This window comes from Klebsiella sp. WOUb02 (assembly GCF_050058015.1).
Classification (GTDB): Bacteria; Pseudomonadota; Gammaproteobacteria; order Enterobacterales; family Enterobacteriaceae; genus Klebsiella.
On record NZ_CP170110.1, the window covers coordinates 2,707,477 to 2,722,236 of the forward strand.

Below are 14,760 nucleotides of genomic sequence, written 5' to 3' on the forward strand. Positions count from 1 at the left end.
CTATTTATACACGGTACTAAATAAGGGCTAGACCTTATTATTCAGCTTCTACGAAGCTTTCTTCCGCTTGAGAAGCCAGATCCTGAGAACGACCTTCACGCACGGTTGCAGCTACTGCGCCCAGGTACAGGCTAACAGCGCGGATTGCATCGTCGTTACCCGGGATAACGAAATCTACGCCGTCCGGATCGGAGTTGGTATCAACGATAGCAAATACCGGGATACCCAGGTTGTTTGCTTCTTTGATAGCGATGTGTTCGTGGTCTGCATCGATAACAAACAGTGCGTCCGGCAGGCCGCCCATGTCTTTGATACCGCCCAGGCTGTTTTCCAGCTTGGCCAGTTCACGAGTACGCATCAGCGCTTCTTTCTTGGTCAGCTTCTCGAAGGTACCGTCCTGGGACTGAGTTTCCAGGTCTTTCAGACGTTTGATGGACTGACGAACGGTTTTCCAGTTAGTCAGCATACCGCCCAACCAGCGATGGTTCACGAAGAACTGATCGCAGCTGTTAGCAGCGTCTTTTACCGCTTCGCTTGCAGCGCGTTTAGTACCAACGAAAAGGATTTTACCTTTACGAGCAGAGATCTTGTTCAGTTCAGCCAGAGCTTCGTTGAACATCGGTACAGTTTTCTCAAGGTTGATGATGTGAACTTTGTTACGCGCGCCGAAGATGAAAGGCTTCATTTTCGGGTTCCAGTAACGGGTCTGGTGACCAAAGTGAACACCAGCCTTGAGCATGTCGCGCATGGAAACAGTTGCCATGTTTAAAACCTCTATAGATAAAGTTGGGGTTATGCCTCCACGTATCCCATATTACCGACCCCAAAGGGCACCCCGGAATATGTGTCGATACGTGTGTGTTATATACACAAAGTGAGATTTGTCGCTTCAGTCCATCCTGTGTAGTACGAAATGGAACGGAAGTCCGGCGCGCTTTATATCACAAAACAGGATTGGACACCAACTCTTGTTGACGCAGAGTGCTGTTAATGATTCTCAATTTGGCACCAGGTCGCCCGGACTGTTAACATTGGCGGGACTTACTCTATTATTGTCGAAAAAACCGACACAGCTGGACACAATCCATGGCTATTTCTATCAAGACATCTGCAGACATCGAAAAAATGCGCGTCGCTGGCCGCCTGGCCGCCGAAGTGCTCGAAATGATTGAACCCTATGTAAAACCGGGCGTCAGCACCGGCGAGCTGGACCGCATCTGTAACGATTACATCGTCAATGAGCAGAAAGCGATCTCCGCCTGCCTCGGCTACCATGGTTTCCCGAAATCGGTGTGTATCTCGATTAACGAAGTGGTGTGCCACGGTATCCCGGACGATGAAAAACTGCTGAAAGACGGCGATATCGTCAACGTTGACGTCACAGTCATTAAGGATGAGTTCCACGGCGACACCTCCAAAATGTTTATCGTCGGCAAGCCGACAATTCTCGGCGAACGCCTGTGCCGCGTCACTCAGGAGAGCCTCTATCTGGCCCTGAAGATGGTCAAGCCCGGCATCAACCTGCGGGCAATCGGTGCGGCCATTCAGAAATTTGTCGAAGCGGAAGGTTTTTCCGTGGTGCGTGAATACTGCGGACACGGCATTGGCCGCGGCTTCCATGAAGAGCCGCAGGTGCTGCACTACGACTCCCCGGAGACCAACGTGGTGCTCAAGCCGGGAATGACCTTTACCATCGAGCCGATGGTCAACGCCGGTAAAAAAGAGATCCGCAGCATGAAAGACGGCTGGACGGTGAAAACTAAAGATCGGAGCTTGTCTGCCCAGTACGAGCATACTATTGTGGTGACGGATAACGGCTGCGAAATTCTGACGTTACGCCCGGATGACACTATCCTGGCGATAATCTCGCACGAAGCATAACGAAAAGCCGGCGCCAGCCGGCTTTTTTATGACGGGCTTCCTGTGGGCCGTCGCGGGCGACGTTAAAAATCGCTCCCGGCGATTTTGTATGGGCGATAGTTTTTTATTATGGTGACGCGATGAGCAACTCTTTACCTGACACTGTCTCCCCTGCCCTCTCAGGCCAACCTGAGAATCCGGGCGCCTGGCCGCAGGATGATTTAACCTGCGCAACGATTAAGTCCCATCTCGAACTTTTCCAGCGCTGGCTGGGCGAGGCTTTCGATGCCGGCACCGCCGCGGAGCGGCTGATTGAGGCCCGCACCGAGTTTATCGACCAGCTGCTGCAGCGCCTGTGGGTGGAGTACGGCTTCGGGTCAGTTTGCGACATCGCCCTGGTAGCGGTAGGCGGCTACGGGCGCGGTGAACTGCACCCGCTCTCCGACGTCGACCTGCTAATATTAAGCCGCAAAAAGCTCTCCGATGAGCGCGCGCAGAAGGTCGGCGAGCTGCTGACGCTGCTGTGGGACGTCAAACTGGAGGTCGGGCACAGCGTGCGCACCCTCGAAGAGTGCCTGCTGGAAGGTCTATCCGACCTGACCGTCGCCACCAACCTGATTGAATCGCGCCTGCTAATCGGCGACGTCGCGCTATTTCTTGAGCTGCAAAAGCACATTTTTAGCGACGGCTTCTGGCCGTCAGAGAAGTTCTTCGCCGCCAAGGTAGAGGAGCAGAACGAACGCCATCAGCGCTATCACGGCACCAGCTATAACCTTGAGCCGGATGTGAAAAGCAGCCCCGGCGGCCTGCGGGATATTCATACCCTGCAGTGGGTCGCGCGCCGCCACTTCGGCGCCACCTCGATGGATGAAATGGTGGGCTTCGGCTTCCTGACGGAGGCGGAACGCAACGAGCTCAACGAATGCCTGCATCAGCTGTGGCGAATTCGATTCGCCCTACACCTGGAGCTAACCCGCTACGATAACCGATTACTCTTCGACCGCCAGCTCAGCGTCGCCCGTCGCTTAGGCTATGAAGGCGAAAGGAACCAGCCCATCGAGCATATGATGAAGGATTTCTTCCGCGTTACCCGCCGGGTAAGCGAGCTGAACCATATGCTGCTGCAGCTGTTTGATGAAGCCATCCTTGCGCTGACCGAAGATGAAAAGCCGCGGCCGATTGACGATGATTTTCAGTCTGCGCGGCTCGCTGATCGATCTGCGCGACGATACGCTGTTCATCCGCGAGCCGCAGGCGATTCTGCGCATGTTCTATATTATGGTGCGCAACAGCAGCATCACCGGCATCTACTCCACGACGCTGCGCCATCTGCGCCACGCGCGCCGCCATCTGACGCAGCCGCTGTGCTATATCCCGGAAGCGCGAACCATTTTTCTCAGCATGCTGCGCCACCAGGGCGCGGTCAGCCGCGGGCTGCTGCCGATGCATCGCCACAGCGTACTGTGGGCATACATGCCGCAGTGGTCGCATATCGTCGGCCAGATGCAGTTCGATCTGTTCCACGCCTACACCGTGGACGAACACACGATCCGCGTCCTGCTGAAGCTGGAGAGCTTTGCCAAAGAGGAGACCCGCAGCCGCCATCCGCTGTGCGTTGAACTGTGGCCGCGCCTGACCCATCCGGAGCTAATCCTGATTGCCGCCCTGTTCCACGACATTGCTAAAGGCCGCGGCGGCGACCACTCGGTGCTCGGCGCCCAGGACGTCCTGAAGTTTGCCGAGCTGCACGGCCTGAACTCGCGGGAAACCCAGCTGGTCGCCTGGCTGGTTCGCCATCATCTGCTAATGTCCGTCACCGCCCAGCGTCGTGATATTCAGGATCCCGAGGTCATCAAGCAGTTCGCCGAAGAAGTGCAAACCGAAAACCGCCTGCGCTACCTGGTGTGCCTGACCGTCGCCGACATCTGCGCCACCAACGAAACCCTGTGGAACAGCTGGAAGCAGAGCCTGCTGCGCGAGCTCTATTTCGCCACCGAAAAACAGACTGCGCCGCGGTATGCAAAGCACGCCGGATATGCGCGAACGGGTTCGCCATCATCAGCTGCAGGCGCTGGCGCTGCTGCGGATGGAAAACATTAATGAAGAGGCCCTGCATCAAATCTGGAGCCGCTGCCGGGCTAACTACTTCGTGCGCCACACGCCAAATCAGCTCGCCTGGCATGCGCGTAATTTGCTCCAACACGACCTCAATAAGCCGATGATTCTGCTCAGTTCGCAGGCCACGCGCGGCGGTACCGAAATTTTTATCTGGAGTCCGGATCGACCGTATCTGTTCGCCGCCGTCTGCGGCGAGCTTGACCGCCGAAATCTGAGCGTTCACGACGCCCAGGTCTTTACCACCCGCGACGGCATGGCGATGGACACCTTTATTGTGCTCGAACCGGACGGCAGCCCGCTCTCCGCCGATCGCCACGAGATGATCCGCCTTGGTCTGGAGCAGACCATTACCCAGCGCAGTCTGGCAGCCGCCGGCTCCGCGCCGACAGGCGGCAAAACTGCGCCATTTCTCCGTCGCCACCGAGGTCAATTTCCTGCCCACGCATACCGATCGAAAATCGTTCCTTGAGCTGATTGCGCTCGATCAGCCCGGCCTGCTGGCCCGGGTCGGCCAGGTCTTCGCCGACCTCAATATTTCCCTTCACGGGGCCAGAATTACGACAATTGGGGAGCGAGTAGAAGATTTATTTATAATCGCTACAGCAGACCGGCGTGCGCTTAATAACGAGCTGCAACAAGAAGTACAACAACGGTTGACAGAGGCCCTCAATCCAAACGATAAAGGGTAACGAACTTTTATGTGTAATAGAGAAAGAGTAAACAATGCAGCAATTACAGAATGTTATTGAGTCCGCCTTTGAGCGTCGCGCCGACATCACGCCGGCAAATGTGGATACCGTAACCCGCGAAGCGGTTAACCAGGTTATTTCCCTGCTTGATTCCGGCGCTCTGCGTGTCGCTGAAAAGATCGATGGCCAGTGGGTTACCCACCAGTGGCTGAAGAAAGCGGTTCTGCTCTCTTTCCGTATTAACGATAACCAGGTTATCGACGGTGCGGAAAGCCGCTACTTCGATAAAGTACCGATGAAATTCGCCGACTACGATGAAGCGCGTTTCCAGAAAGAGGGCTTCCGCGTGGTTCCGCCGGCGGCCGTTCGTCAGGGCGCATTCATTGCCCGCAACACCGTGCTGATGCCGTCCTACGTCAACATCGGCGCCTACGTTGATGAAGGCAGCATGGTTGATACCTGGGCTACCGTCGGCTCCTGCGCGCAGATCGGTAAAAACGTGCACCTCTCCGGCGGCGTGGGTATCGGCGGCGTGCTGGAACCGCTGCAGGCTAACCCAACCATCATCGAAGATAACTGCTTTATCGGCGCGCGTTCTGAAGTTGTCGAAGGCGTTATCGTCGAAGCGGGCTCCGTTATCTCCATGGGCGTGTACCTCGGCCAGAGCACCAAGATCTACGACCGCGAAACCGGCGAAGTCTTCTACGGTCGCGTACCGGCCGGCTCGGTGGTGGTTTCCGGCAACCTGCCGTCGAAAGATGGCAAGTACAGCCTGTACTGCGCGGTGATCGTGAAGAAGGTTGATGCGAAAACTCGCGGCAAGGTCGGCATTAACGAACTGCTGCGTACCATCGACTAAGCAGTATAAAAAGCGGGAGATACCCCGCTTTTTTTATATTTGACGCTGGCGAAGATTGGTTTTTTCGTTAATTATTCAAAGGTTATGATGATATCAAAGGTACCGTTATGTACGATAATCTGAAAAGTCTTGGCATTACCAATCCTGATGAAATCGATCGCTATAGCCTGCGGCAGGAAGCTAACAACGACATTCTGAAAATCTATTTTCAGAAGGATAAGGGCGAGTTTTTCGCCAAAAGCGTTAAGTTTAAATATCCGCGTCAGCGTAAGACCGTTGTCGCCGATGGCGTAGGCCAGGGCTATAAAGAAGTGCAGGAGATCAGTCCCAACCTGCGCTACGTTATTGATGAGCTCGATCAGATCTGTCAGCGCGATCGCACTGAAGTCGATCTGAAACGTAAGATCCTTGACGATCTGCGTCATCTGGAAAGCGTCGTCACCCATAAGATCAGCGAAATTGAAGCCGATCTGGAAAAACTGACCCGCAACAAGTAAGCCTGCTCCCCTTCCCTGACCGGCGACGCCCGTCGGGGCTATGGATACAGCCGCCCGGATAAGGCGTTCGCGCCCTTGTCCGGGATTATTCCCTATCTCTGTTCATCCAGCTGTAGCGCAATATATAGCAGCAGCCGATCGTCAAAACTGCCCAGATCCAGCCCCGTTAGCTCTGAAATACGATTCAGCCGATACTCCAGCGTATTCCGATGAATAAACAGCGCCTTCGAGGTCGCCAGCGGCTGAACGTTATGGCGAAACCAGGCCTGCAGCGTGCGGCGCAGCAGGCCGTTATTGTCCATCGCCTTCAGGCGAACCAGCGGGCGGGCAAGCTCGTTGGCCTGCCAGCCGCCGCGCAGACTATCAAGCAGCACCGGCAGCATCAAATCCTGATAAAAATAGCTCCGGCTCTCCGGCATGCGCTCCTTGCCAACCATCATGGTGGTGCGAGCGGTACGATACGAACGCGCAATGCTGCCGGGCCCGGTAAAGAAGTTGCCTAACGCCACGCGAAACCGCAGCTGGCCGTTTTCTTTCATCCTGGCAATAAGCTGGTCGACCCGTTTGCGGTGATCCTCGGCGTCCCAGCGGCCAAAGGCGTTCAGCGCGGGCTTAAGAACCACCATCTCAGTTAATGAGACAATCGCCACCAGGTTATTACGGTCGGGAGTGGTCAGAGCGGTCTGCAGCTGCTGCAGCTCCGCCATGGCGCTATCCACGCCCAGCTGGCCGCTGTCAACCTCAATCATGGCCACCACCCGCGGCTGATTCAGGTCGATTCCCAGGCGCTGCGCCCATTCGGTGAGCGCCGGGGTGTTCTCTTCTGCCTGAATCAGGTTCATCACCAGCTCTTCACGCAGGCGGCTATCCTGCGCCAACAGGTGCATCAGCCGGGACTGTTCCAGCATCATTTCCGCGGTCATGCATACCAGTTCGCCGTACTTGCGCAGCGTTTCTGGCTCCCCGGTGAGGCCGATGACGCCGACAATTTCCCCTTCCAGGCGCAGGGGCAGGTTGATCCCCTGACGTACGCCGTGCAGGTGACGGGCCACCGCATCATCGATATCGACAATACGCCCCTGGGAGAGAACCAGCAGCGCGCCTTCGTGCAATTCACCAATACGCTCGCGATCGCCGCTGCCGATAATGCGCCCACGGGCATCCATTACGTTGATATTGGTATCAATAATGCGCATGGTACGCGCCACGATATCCTGCGCCATTTTGGTATCAAGATGCCAGCCAGCCATGTAACCCTCCCCTGAGCAGGGCATCAGCATAAAAGAGTTAGGTTAGCGGTGCATTGTGCGTATGCACAAAGCACGGGAGAGAAGTATGGAGTTGTGGAAGGAATCACAGAATGAAAGATCGGCGTCGTGCGGGGTAAAAAAAACCCCTTCCCTCGGGCGAGGAGAAGGGGCTGACTTAGCCGACAGAGATTACTGCATCAGCAGGTAGATAGTGCTATCACCGCGCTGAATATTCAGCGCCAGAACCGACGGTTTAGCGTCAAAGATTTTGCGCAGGTCGGCAATATTTTTCACCGGCTGCTGGTTAGCGCCGACGATAATATCGCCTTTCTTCAGGCCAATCTGCGCCGCAGGCGTCCCGGCCTTAACGTTATTAACCGTCACGCCTTTATCCTGGCCCTTGTTGCTCATTTCAGCCCCTTCGATACCGTTGAAGATAGTGCTGGAGTCAACCTGGGTCTGGCTGCTCTGCTGCAGCTCGACGGTCGCGGTTACCGGTTTGCCATCGCGCACCAGGCCAAGCTCGACCTTGCTGCCGATAGGCATCGTGCCGACCTGCGCGCGCAGTGCGGCAAAGCTGCTGATCGGTTTACCGTTCAGCGAGGTGATCACGTCCCCGGCTTTGATTCCGGCTTTCGCCGCGGCGGAACCCGGCATCACCTGGCTAACGAAGGCCCCGCGCTGGGCATCGACCTTCATCGCTTTTGCCAGCTCGGAGTTCAGCTCGGTCCCCATGATCCCCAGCTCACCGCGTTTCACCTGGCCATATTTGACCATCTGCTCGCTCAGGTTTTTCACCATGTTGCTCGGGATGGCGAAGCCGATACCGATGTTGCCGCCGTCCGGCGCGAGGATCGCGGTATTGATCCCAATCAGCTCGCCGTTCAGGTTCACCAGCGCGCCGCCGGAGTTACCGCGGTTAATCGCGGCATCCGTCTGGATAAAGTTTTCGTAGTTTTCTACGTTCAGGCCGCTGCGGCCGAGAGCGGAAACAATACCGGAGGTCACGGTTTCGCCCAGGCCAAACGGGTTACCAATCGCCACGGTGTAGTCGCCGACGCGCAGGGCGTCAGAATCAGCCAGCTTGATTGCCGACAGGTTTTTCGGATCCTGAATCTGAATCAGCGCAATATCGGAACGCGGGTCTTTCCCCACCACTTTGGCGTCAAACTTGCGCCCGTCGCTGAGCTGAACTTTGATGGTCGTCGCATTGTCCACCACGTGGTTGTTGGTGACGACATAGCCTTTCGCCGCATCAATAATCACCCCGGAGCCGAGCGCCATAAATTTCTGCTGCTGGCCGCCGTCAGCCGGCGCGCCGCCGCCCTGGCCACCGCCTTGCCCGCCGCCCTGACAGAACGGAGAACTCTGGAACGGAGAACCGTCCTGGCAGAACGGCGAGTTGTCGCCGAAGAACTGCTGGAAGTTGCGCGGCATCCGCGGCGTGTTCACGGTGGTGCTGCCTTCAACGTTAATGCTGACGACCGATGGCATGACTTTTTCCAGCATCGGGGCCAGACTCGGCATCTGCTGCGCATTGGTCGCCGAAGAAGCTGTTTCTGCCGCGCTCGCAGAGAGCGGGGATAACGCCAGACCTAAACTCAGAGCCAGTGCACTCATTGCTAACGTGGTTTTTTTCATATGTCTCAATCTCGATTTTAGATAACGCAGAATTGCTATGTAAGTGACTATCAGAGTCATTTTATCGCGCTAAGTTCCGGAATTAAGCACTACCAAAAAGTAAAAAATTATTGTCCGTCTTTACAAAACCTGCAGCTATTCTACCGCCATCAGCCGCCGATATTCATCCCATGCATACAGGTCCGTCATCCCGCTAATATAGTCCTGGATCAGACGGCAGCGATAATAGTATTCCATCAGCGGAAATTCGGCGGTATCTGCCGGAATTTTGTTTACCGCCTCCACGTAGGCCAGCCGATGTCGCGTTGAAAGTTTCTGAAATAGTCGCGAAGCGATAGGCAGACTTCTCACTCTCTCTTTTTCGACTAATAACCTGAACTCCTCCAGCGACAATTTCAGCAGCGGCTGATAGATATCTAACAGGCCGCTAATAACACGATAGCCCTGCAATTCCAGCTGCTCTACATCCGGATGGCTAAACACATGTTTTATTGCCACATTTTTATATAACTCAAGCAACTGGCTGCAGTCGCTATCATCCTCAAGCAGCGCGTGATTAAAGTCACCGGTAAAAATCTTCGCGATATTATCTATAAAACGTCGGGCCGCATACGGCACCAGTTTATTCAGCGTATTGACCCGTAAATACATAAAGAACTGATCTTCTGTACTCCGGCTTAGGGAATTAGAACGTGATTTATCCCACGCATTTTCTACCACCTGAGAAAATAACGAACCTTTTTCATGCTGCCCCCACGCATCGTAAAGATGCTGATAGAGTTGCTCCACGCTGAAAATTCGCTTTTCTACCGCATCTTCCAGATCGGCGACGCAATATGAGATATCATCCGCCGCTTCCATAATCCACGTTAATGGGAAGCGATTGTAAGGCGCCAGATCCAGTTCTTTACGTAACCTCGCAATATAGCCTTCTTCGGCTAAATAATAACCAGGCTTCTTCATTAAATAGCTGTGGCTGGCGGGCGTTTCACCGCGCCACCAGGCCGGGCGGGTATATTTCAGAATACAGCCAACCTGCGCCCAGGTAAGATTCATTCGCATTAGCGTATGGACTAACCGAATCCCCTGAGCGTTGCCCTCAAACCAGCACAGATCCTGGCGGATCTTGCCGCGCAGCGCGTTCAGCGACGCCTCGCCCGGCCGCAGGCGCAGCACGTCAACCGTGCAGCGATCGTTGGGCAGCGCTTCATCATCCGCATCGTCCGGGGCCAGGCGCTGGCTGAACCAGTCATTAATTGCCGCCTCGCCAAAATGGCCGAACGGCGGGTTGCCGATGTCGTGCATCAGGCACGCCATTTCGACGATGCTCTCAAACGGCCCGCCGAGCGTATCCAGGCCATAGGCCTCCAGCAGCTGTTGCTCTTTCAGCCGGCTGAGGACCTCTTTGGCAATGTAGCGCCCGACCTGCTGCACTTCGAGGGAATGGGTTAGCCGGGTGCGCACCGCCGCGTTGCGCTCCAGCGGAAAGACCTGGGTTTTCTGCTGTAAACGACGAATGGCCGGAGAGTTAATAATGCGCCCGCGGTCGCTTTCGAAAATGCGCAGTATTTCACGTTCCGTTTCGACGCCCTGCGGCGAGCGATAGCGTCGGTGCCAGTTAATCTTGTTGCGAAAATCAATCTTTGCCATAGCCTCTCCCGCTCGCGAGCAATAACGTTTCCCTTTGAGTGCATGATAGACTATGCAACTAAACCTGACACATCGCGAGTAAATCTATGAAAATCGGCATTATTGGCGCTATGGAAGAAGAAGTTACCCTTCTGCGCGACAAAATCGAAAACCGCCAGACGCTCACCCTCGGCGGCAGCGAAATCTACACCGGCCAGCTTCACGGTACCGACATCGCCCTGTTGAAATCGGGGATCGGCAAAGTTGCCGCGGCGATGGGCGCGGCGCTGCTGCTGGAAGTCTGCAAGCCGGACGTGATTATCAACACCGGCTCCGCCGGCGGCCTTGAGCCAACGCTGAAAGTCGGCGATATCGTGATCTCCGACGAAACGCGCTATCACGACGCCGACGTGACCGCCTTCGGCTACGAATATGGCCAGCTGCCGGGCTGCCCGGCAGGCTTCAAAGCCGACGACAAGCTGATTGCCGCCGCGCAGCGCAGCATCGAAGCGCTGAATCTTAACGCGGTACGCGGCCTGATCGTCAGCGGCGACGCCTTCATCAACGGCTCCGTCGGGCTGGCGAAAATCCGCCATAACTTCCCGCAGGCCGTCGCGGTCGAAATGGAAGCCACCGCCATCGCCCACGTCTGCCATAACTTCGGCGTCCCGTTCGTGGTGGTTCGCGCCATCTCCGACGTTGCCGATCAGCAGTCCCACCTGAGCTTCGACGAGTTCCTCGCCGTCGCCGCCAGACAATCCACCCTGATGGTGGAGAATCTGGTGCAGAACCTGTCGCGTGGCTAAACCGCTAACACGGGCGCTTGCCGCCCTGCTGCTGCTGGCCCCGGCGTGGCTCTTCGCCGCGCCGCGGGTGATTACGCTCTCCCCGTCTAATACCGAGCTGGCGTTTGCGGCCGGCATCACGCCGGTGGGCGTCAGCAGCTATTCCGACTACCCGCCGGAGGCCGCCGGTATCGAGCAGGTTGCCAGCTGGCAGGGGATGAATCTGGAGCGCATTGTCGCCCTCAGGCCCGACCTGGTCCTGGCGTGGCGCGGAGGCAACGCCGAGCGGCAGGTTAATCAGTTGAGCGCCCTGGGTATCAAGGTCATCTGGGTCGATACCGCCACCATCGAAGAGATTATCGCCACCCTGCGGCAGCTGGCGCAGTGGAGTCCTCAGCCGGAAAAGGCCCGTCAGGCGGCGCAGCAGATGCAGGACGACTATAGCGCGCTGAAGGCCCGCTACGCTCACCTCCCGAAGAAGCGCGTCTTTCTCCAGTTTGGCAGCAACCCTCTTTTTACCAGCAGTCAGGGATCGATTCAGGATCAGGTGCTGACGCTGTGCGGCGGTGAGAATATTTTCGCTGCCAGTAAAGCGCCCTGGCCCCAGGTCAGCCGCGAGCAGGTTCTCGCCAGGCAGCCGCAGGCCATTGTTATTACCGGCGATGCGCGCAAAATCCCTGAAGTCGAACGCTACTGGCATAATCAGTTAAAAATTTCGCTGATTGCGTTGCATAGCGACTGGTTTGAACGCGCGAGCCCGCGTATTATCCTCGCCGCAAAACAACTCTGTACTGCGCTCGAGCAGGTAAAATAATCGCCTGTTAAGCAGGCGCTAAGCGGGAACTGACGATGCTTGTCTATTGGCTGGATATTATTGGCACCGCCGTATTTGCGATCTCCGGCGTATTGCTGGCCGGCAAACTGCGGATGGACCCTTTCGGCGTGCTGGTGCTGGGGGTGGTTACCGCCGTGGGCGGCGGGACGATCCGCGATATGGCGCTCGCCAACGGCCCGGTGTTCTGGGTTAAAGACCCTACGGACCTGGTGGTGGCAATGGTGACCAGCATGCTGACGATCCTGCTGGTGCGCCAGCCGCGCCGGCTGCCGAAATGGATACTGCCGGTGCTCGACGCCGTCGGCCTGGCGGTCTTTGTCGGCATCGGCGTCAATAAGGCCTTTATTGCCCACAGCGGTCCGCTGGTTGCGGTCTGCATGGGGGTCGTTACCGGCGTCGGCGGCGGTATTATTCGCGACGTGCTGGCGCGCGAAATTCCGATGATTTTACGGACCGAAATTTACGCCACGGCCTGTATTGTCGGCGGTATCGTGCACGCGACGGCCCACGACACTTTTCAGGTGTCGCTGCAAAATTCGGCGATGATGGGGATGGTCGTGACGCTGGTCATTCGGCTGGCGGCAATCCGCTGGCACCTGAAGCTGCCGACGTTTGCGCTGGATGATAACGGGCGGTAGATGCCGTAAATCGGCGTCCCACAGGCCGCGGTCGGGCAAAGGGTTCCTGCTGCGCGGCCCGTCCGTGGGCCTTGCTTCAGCGGGATAAATCAGACGCTAAACGAAGATCCGCAGCCGCAGGTGCTTTTCGCATTCGGGTTGGTCACGATAAAACGTGAGCCTTCGAGACCTTCAGTGTAATCGACGGCGCCGCCGACCAGATACTGCAGGCTCATAGGGTCAACCACCAGGCCTACGCCCTGTTTCTCGATGGTCATATCCCCTTCGTTAACCTGATCGTCGAAGGTGAAGCCGTACTGGAAACCGCTGCAGCCGCCGCCGGTGATATAAACGCGCAGCTTCAGGTTCGGATTGTCTTCATCAGAAATCAGGAATTTTACTTTCTTGGCTGCGGCTTCGGTAAACTCCAGCGGCAACGCGACATCATCACTCATTTTATGCTCCCATTGATACTTCCGATCCGCTTAAAGAATAACCGGACCTTTTGAGCCATTATCTAATACCCTGGTAAATCGTTCAAGTATTCTCCCCGGCAACCGCACGCGCTTTTGCCTCCTGTTCAGCGGCCTGTTTCGCCAGCGTTCTTTCAAGGATAGTTGAATACAGGGGTTTACCGCCGAGAAATTGAGCCAGTAGTGTTGCGCCGAGGCAGGTAATAATCATTGGCAAAATGAGCTGATAGTTATCGGTCATCTCCAGCACCAGCACAATTCCGGTCAGCGGCGCGCGCACCGACGCGGCGAGGAGCGCCCCCATTCCGGCGATGGCGAAGGTGCCGGGATCGAGATGATAGGCCGGAAACAGCGGCGTTGCCGCCATACCAAACGCCGTTCCCAGCAGGGTTCCCAGCGCCAGCATGGGCGCGAAAATCCCGCCGGGCGCGCCGGAGGAAAAACAGAGCAGCGTGGTCATCACCCTGGCGATAAAAATAAACAGCAGCAGGCCAACGGAGAAGTTACCCGCCGCGGCGATTGGAATGAGGTTAAACCCGCCTCCCGCCGCCGCGGGCTGGAGCAGCCCGAGAATACCGCAGCCGCCGCCGATTAGGCCGCCAATCAGCACCCATTTTTTGAGATCGCCGCCGTGGAGACGCTGGAACATATCCTGGGTACGCAGCACCAGGGTGTTAAACAGCGGGCCAACGGCGCCGAAAATCATCCCCAGAATCAGATACAGCCACAGGGTGTTGACCGGCGCGTTGCTCAGCTTACCGACCTCGATAATCGCCCCTTCGCCGTTAAATATGCGAAATACGATGCTCGACATAATCACGCCAGTAAACACGGCCTTAATGGAGATCAGGTTGTAGCGAAACTGCGGGCGCATCTCTTCAATAATAAACAGGATCCCCGCCAGCGGCGCGTTGAAGGCGGCGGAGAGGCCCGCGGCGGCGCCGGTTGCCAGCAGCGTATGGCGCGCTTCGGGGCTGCGCATGCGGAAAACATCCACCACCATGCGCCCAAGATTGCCGCCGAGCTGCACCATCGGCCCTTCCCGGCCCAGCACCATGCCGGCGCCCAGCGTCCCCATCCCGCCGATAAACTTCACCGGCAGCACCCGCCACCAGCGAACCGGGCGCAGCTCTTCCAGCGCCCCTTCTATTTCCGGGATCCCTGAGCCGCCCGCCTCAGGCGCAAAGCGCCGCACCAGAAAGTAGCCGACCATCGCCAGCAGCGCGGATAAAATAAAGGCCAGTGGCCAGATCAGGAATCCGTAGTCCGCCACATGCAGCAGGGTGGCGATGCGCAGGTTCTGCACCCAATTGACGCTCTTTTCAAAAGCAACGCCTATCAGCCCCGCCAGGGTCCCGACGACGGCGGCCATTAGCAGCACCGCCAGCGGCGTTTTGTCTCGCTGAACCAGCCGACGAACCACGTCGCCGCGGCGCAGACGCAGGATCTGTTTTGCTTCAAAAGAGGAGGCTTGTGCTTTCATACTCTCGTCGGTTAATAGTCATAC

General features: G+C 56.8%; 12 protein-coding genes and 1 pseudogene. 7 read left to right on the forward strand and 6 right to left on the reverse strand.

Going from position 1 to position 14,760, the window contains the following annotated elements:
* Positions 1-37: 37 nt before the first annotated feature.
* Positions 38-763 carry a 30S ribosomal protein S2 gene (rpsB, locus tag ABOC21_RS20070; protein WP_426813026.1) on the reverse strand — a complete coding sequence of 242 codons (726 nt, stop codon included), beginning with the start codon at positions 761-763 and terminating at the stop codon, positions 38-40.
* A gap of 323 nt (positions 764-1,086) precedes the next feature.
* Here rpsB and map point away from each other — a divergent pair, with 323 nt between their 5' ends.
* The 4 genes and pseudogenes from map to ABOC21_RS20090 all read left to right on the forward strand — a co-directional run bounded on the left by map (position 1,087) and on the right by ABOC21_RS20090 (position 6,023).
* Positions 1,087-1,881: a type I methionyl aminopeptidase gene (gene map / locus ABOC21_RS20075; protein WP_426813027.1), complete on the forward strand. Its 795-nt coding sequence runs from the start codon at positions 1,087-1,089 to the stop codon at positions 1,879-1,881.
* Between the two features lie 119 nt (positions 1,882-2,000).
* Positions 2,001-4,667: pseudogene (glnD, locus tag ABOC21_RS20080) on the forward strand (bifunctional uridylyltransferase/uridylyl-removing protein GlnD).
* A gap of 34 nt (positions 4,668-4,701) precedes the next feature.
* Complete coding sequence (gene dapD, locus ABOC21_RS20085) at positions 4,702-5,526, forward strand: 2,3,4,5-tetrahydropyridine-2,6-dicarboxylate N-succinyltransferase (protein ID WP_426813028.1); 825 nt, start codon at positions 4,702-4,704, stop codon at positions 5,524-5,526.
* A 107-nt stretch (positions 5,527-5,633) separates the two neighbouring features.
* The gene (locus ABOC21_RS20090) at positions 5,634-6,023 is read left to right on the forward strand and encodes a DUF3461 family protein (protein ID WP_004858100.1); all 390 of its coding nucleotides are present in this window, start codon (positions 5,634-5,636) and stop codon (positions 6,021-6,023) included.
* A gap of 92 nt (positions 6,024-6,115) precedes the next feature.
* Here ABOC21_RS20090 and cdaR read toward each other — a convergent pair whose 3' ends face one another.
* The 3 genes from cdaR to dgt form a co-directional block, all read right to left on the reverse strand.
* Positions 6,116-7,273: a DNA-binding transcriptional regulator CdaR gene (gene cdaR / locus ABOC21_RS20095; protein ID WP_426813029.1), complete on the reverse strand. Its 1,158-nt coding sequence runs from the start codon at positions 7,271-7,273 to the stop codon at positions 6,116-6,118.
* 189 nt (positions 7,274-7,462) lie between these two features.
* Positions 7,463-8,914 (reverse strand): serine endoprotease DegP, encoded by a 1,452-nt coding sequence (gene degP / locus ABOC21_RS20100; protein ID WP_426813030.1) that lies wholly within the window; start codon positions 8,912-8,914, stop codon positions 7,463-7,465.
* A gap of 135 nt (positions 8,915-9,049) precedes the next feature.
* Positions 9,050-10,564, reverse strand: coding sequence for a dGTPase (gene dgt / locus ABOC21_RS20105; RefSeq protein WP_426813031.1), 1,515 nt, complete (start codon positions 10,562-10,564; stop codon positions 9,050-9,052).
* An 86-nt stretch (positions 10,565-10,650) separates the two neighbouring features.
* Here dgt and mtnN point away from each other — a divergent pair, with 86 nt between their 5' ends.
* From mtnN to ABOC21_RS20120, 3 genes are read left to right on the forward strand one after another with little or no spacing between them, the layout of a single operon-like run.
* A complete protein-coding gene (gene mtnN, locus ABOC21_RS20110; RefSeq protein WP_426813032.1) occupies positions 10,651-11,349 on the forward strand; it encodes a 5'-methylthioadenosine/S-adenosylhomocysteine nucleosidase in 699 nt (232 codons plus the stop codon).
* Positions 11,342-12,142: a vitamin B12 ABC transporter substrate-binding protein BtuF gene (gene btuF / locus ABOC21_RS20115; RefSeq protein WP_426813033.1), complete on the forward strand. Its 801-nt coding sequence runs from the start codon at positions 11,342-11,344 to the stop codon at positions 12,140-12,142. The genes mtnN and btuF overlap by 8 nt, the downstream gene beginning before the upstream one ends.
* Before the next feature lie 35 nt (positions 12,143-12,177).
* Positions 12,178-12,801 (forward strand): TRIC cation channel family protein, encoded by a 624-nt coding sequence (locus tag ABOC21_RS20120; RefSeq protein WP_426813034.1) that lies wholly within the window; start codon positions 12,178-12,180, stop codon positions 12,799-12,801.
* 89 nt (positions 12,802-12,890) lie between these two features.
* On the opposite strand, the gene erpA is transcribed toward ABOC21_RS20120, so the two are convergent.
* Both erpA and clcA read right to left on the reverse strand, forming a co-directional pair.
* A complete protein-coding gene (erpA, locus tag ABOC21_RS20125) occupies positions 12,891-13,235 on the reverse strand; it encodes an iron-sulfur cluster insertion protein ErpA (protein WP_426813035.1) in 345 nt (114 codons plus the stop codon).
* 82 nt (positions 13,236-13,317) lie between these two features.
* Positions 13,318-14,736 carry a H(+)/Cl(-) exchange transporter ClcA gene (clcA, locus tag ABOC21_RS20130; protein WP_426813036.1) on the reverse strand — a complete coding sequence of 473 codons (1,419 nt, stop codon included), beginning with the start codon at positions 14,734-14,736 and terminating at the stop codon, positions 13,318-13,320.
* Between the last annotated feature and the right edge of the window lie 24 nt (positions 14,737-14,760).